General features: G+C 77.3%; 4 protein-coding genes. All 4 read right to left on the bottom strand.

The window, feature by feature from the left end:
• A partial coding sequence (locus tag ABEB16_RS19550; RefSeq protein ID WP_345713872.1) for a magnesium chelatase domain-containing protein occupies positions 1 to 350 on the bottom strand: 350 nt, incomplete at its 3' end.
• 1 nt (position 351) lies between these two features.
• Positions 352 to 708: a YraN family protein gene (locus tag ABEB16_RS19545; protein WP_345713871.1), complete on the bottom strand. Its 357-nt coding sequence runs from the start codon at positions 706 to 708 to the stop codon at positions 352 to 354.
• Positions 709 to 844: 136 nt separating this feature from the next.
• On the bottom strand, positions 845 to 1,168 hold the full coding sequence (locus ABEB16_RS19540; protein WP_345713870.1) for a DUF2469 domain-containing protein: 324 nt from the start codon (positions 1,166 to 1,168) through the stop codon (positions 845 to 847).
• 7 nt (positions 1,169 to 1,175) lie between these two features.
• On the bottom strand, positions 1,176 to 1,913 hold the full coding sequence (locus tag ABEB16_RS19535) for a ribonuclease HII (protein WP_425560263.1): 738 nt from the start codon (positions 1,911 to 1,913) through the stop codon (positions 1,176 to 1,178).
• Between the last annotated feature and the right edge of the window lie 75 nt (positions 1,914 to 1,988).

The raw sequence follows: 1,988 nt of genomic DNA, 5'->3' as shown, positions 1-1,988 counted from the left end.
GGCCGCAGGGCGCCGTCGAGCCCCAGCTCGCCGAGGTGGACGGCGCGGGCCGCGGCCGCGGGGACGGTGCCGGCCGCGGCGAGGACCGCGACGGCCACGGCCAGGTCGAAGCCGGAGCCCTGCTTGGGCAGCGTGGCCGGGGAGAGGTTGACCGTGATGCGCCGCGGCGGCAGCGGGCAGCCGGAGTTGGCCGTCGCGGCGCGCACGCGGTCGCGGGCCTCGACGAGGGAGGCGTCGGGCAGACCCACGAGCACGAAGGCCGGCAGGCCCTGCGCGATGTCGGCCTCGACCTCCACGACGTGACCGCGCACGCCGAGCAGCGCCACCCCGAGGGACCGGGCCAGCGCCACCTCAGCCCACCCCGCGCAGGTGCTCCACGACGGCGGGGCCCCGCAGCGGGCGCAGCACGCCGACCACGTCGAGGCGGACCTCGCGCGGGTGCACGCCGTGCGCGCTCATCCAGGCCGCGGCCAGCCGTCGCAGCCGCGCCAGCTTCACCGGCGTCACCGCCTCCAGCGGGTGACCGGCCGCCGTCGAGCGGCGGGTCTTCACCTCGCAGACGACGAGGCAGTCGCCGTCGCGCGCGATGAGGTCCAGCTCCCCCAGCTCGCAGCGCCAGTTCCGCGCGAGCACCACCATCCCGGCCTGCTCCAGGTGCCGGGCGGCGATCCTCTCGCCGTACCCGCCCACCGCGTCCTCCGCGCGCACGCGCACCACCTCCGCGAGGAGGGTGACGCCCCCCGCACCCGGTGGGCGGTGCCCGCGCGGCGGCTGTGGAGGCGCACCGGGCCGGCGGGCCCTGTGGGCGCCTCGCCGGACCTGCCGCGGACGGGCGCCGGGCGCGTCAGCGGCCGCGCAGCGGTGGCTCGGGCACCTCGATCTCGCTCTTGGACAGCTCCTCGACGTTGACGTCCTTGAACGTCACGACGCGCACGTTCTTCACGAAGCGGGCCGGGCGGTACACGTCCCAGACCCAGGCGTCGGCCAGCCGCAGCTCGAAGTACGTCTCCCCGTCGGCGGTGCGCACCTGCAGGTCCACCTGGTTGGCGAGGTAGAACCGCCGCTCCGTCTCCACCACGTAGGCGAACAGACCGACGACGTCGCGGTACTCGCGGTAGAGCTGCAGCTCCATCTCGGTCTCGTAGTTCTCGAGGTCCTCTGCGCTCACCGGACCATCATGCCCGTCGCCCGGCCCGGCCGCGCACCGCCTCCGCCCGGGGGCCGCCGGCCTCGGTGCGCGGGGCGGGTAACCGCCAGGAGAGCCGGTGCTGCGCGCAGGGACCGTGGGCGGCGAGGGCGCTCAGGTGCGCCGGTGCGCTGTAGCCCTTGTTGACGTCCCAGCCGTAGCGCGGGTCGGCGAGGTGGTGCTCGCGCATGAGCGCGTCGCGGGTGGTCTTGGCCAGCACGCTGGCCGCGGCGACGGCGGCGCAGGACAGGTCCGCCTTCACGCGCGTCACCACCACCGGGCACGAGCCGCCCGACGGGTCGCCGTCCCCACCGCCGTCGCCGTCGCCGTCGCCGAGCAGGAGCGGCTGGGCGGGTGGGCTCAGCCAGTCGTGGGAGCCGTCGAGCAGGACGGCACCGGGCTGCTGCGGCAGCTGCGCCAGGGCCCGCCGGCCCGCCAGCCGCAAGGCGGCGACGATGCCGACGGCGTCGACCTCGTGGGCCTCGGCGTGCCCGACGGCCCACGCCACCGCCCAGCGCTGCAGCGGCGCCACGAGGGCCTCGCGGGCGGCGGGGGTGAGCAGCTTGGAGTCCCGCAGGCCGGTGGGGGCGCTGCGGGTGCGGGCCTGCACGCACACGACCCCCACGCTCACCGGTCCGGCGAGCGCGCCGCGACCGACCTCGTCCACGCCCGCGACGAGCTGGTGGCCACCGCGCAGCAGCTCCCGCTCCGCCCGCAGCGTCGGCACCCCGGCGCGGACCCGGCGCGCCGGGGCGGGTGGTGGGGTGCTCACCGGGTGCCCGAAACCCCTCCGACGCCGGTG

Source organism: Kineococcus glutinatus, from assembly GCF_039542765.1.
GTDB classification, from domain to species: Bacteria; Actinomycetota; Actinomycetes; order Actinomycetales; family Kineococcaceae; genus Kineococcus_A; species Kineococcus_A glutinatus.
The sequence above is the reverse complement of the archived record's forward strand: the minus strand, read 5'-3'. Positions and strand labels throughout refer to the sequence as shown.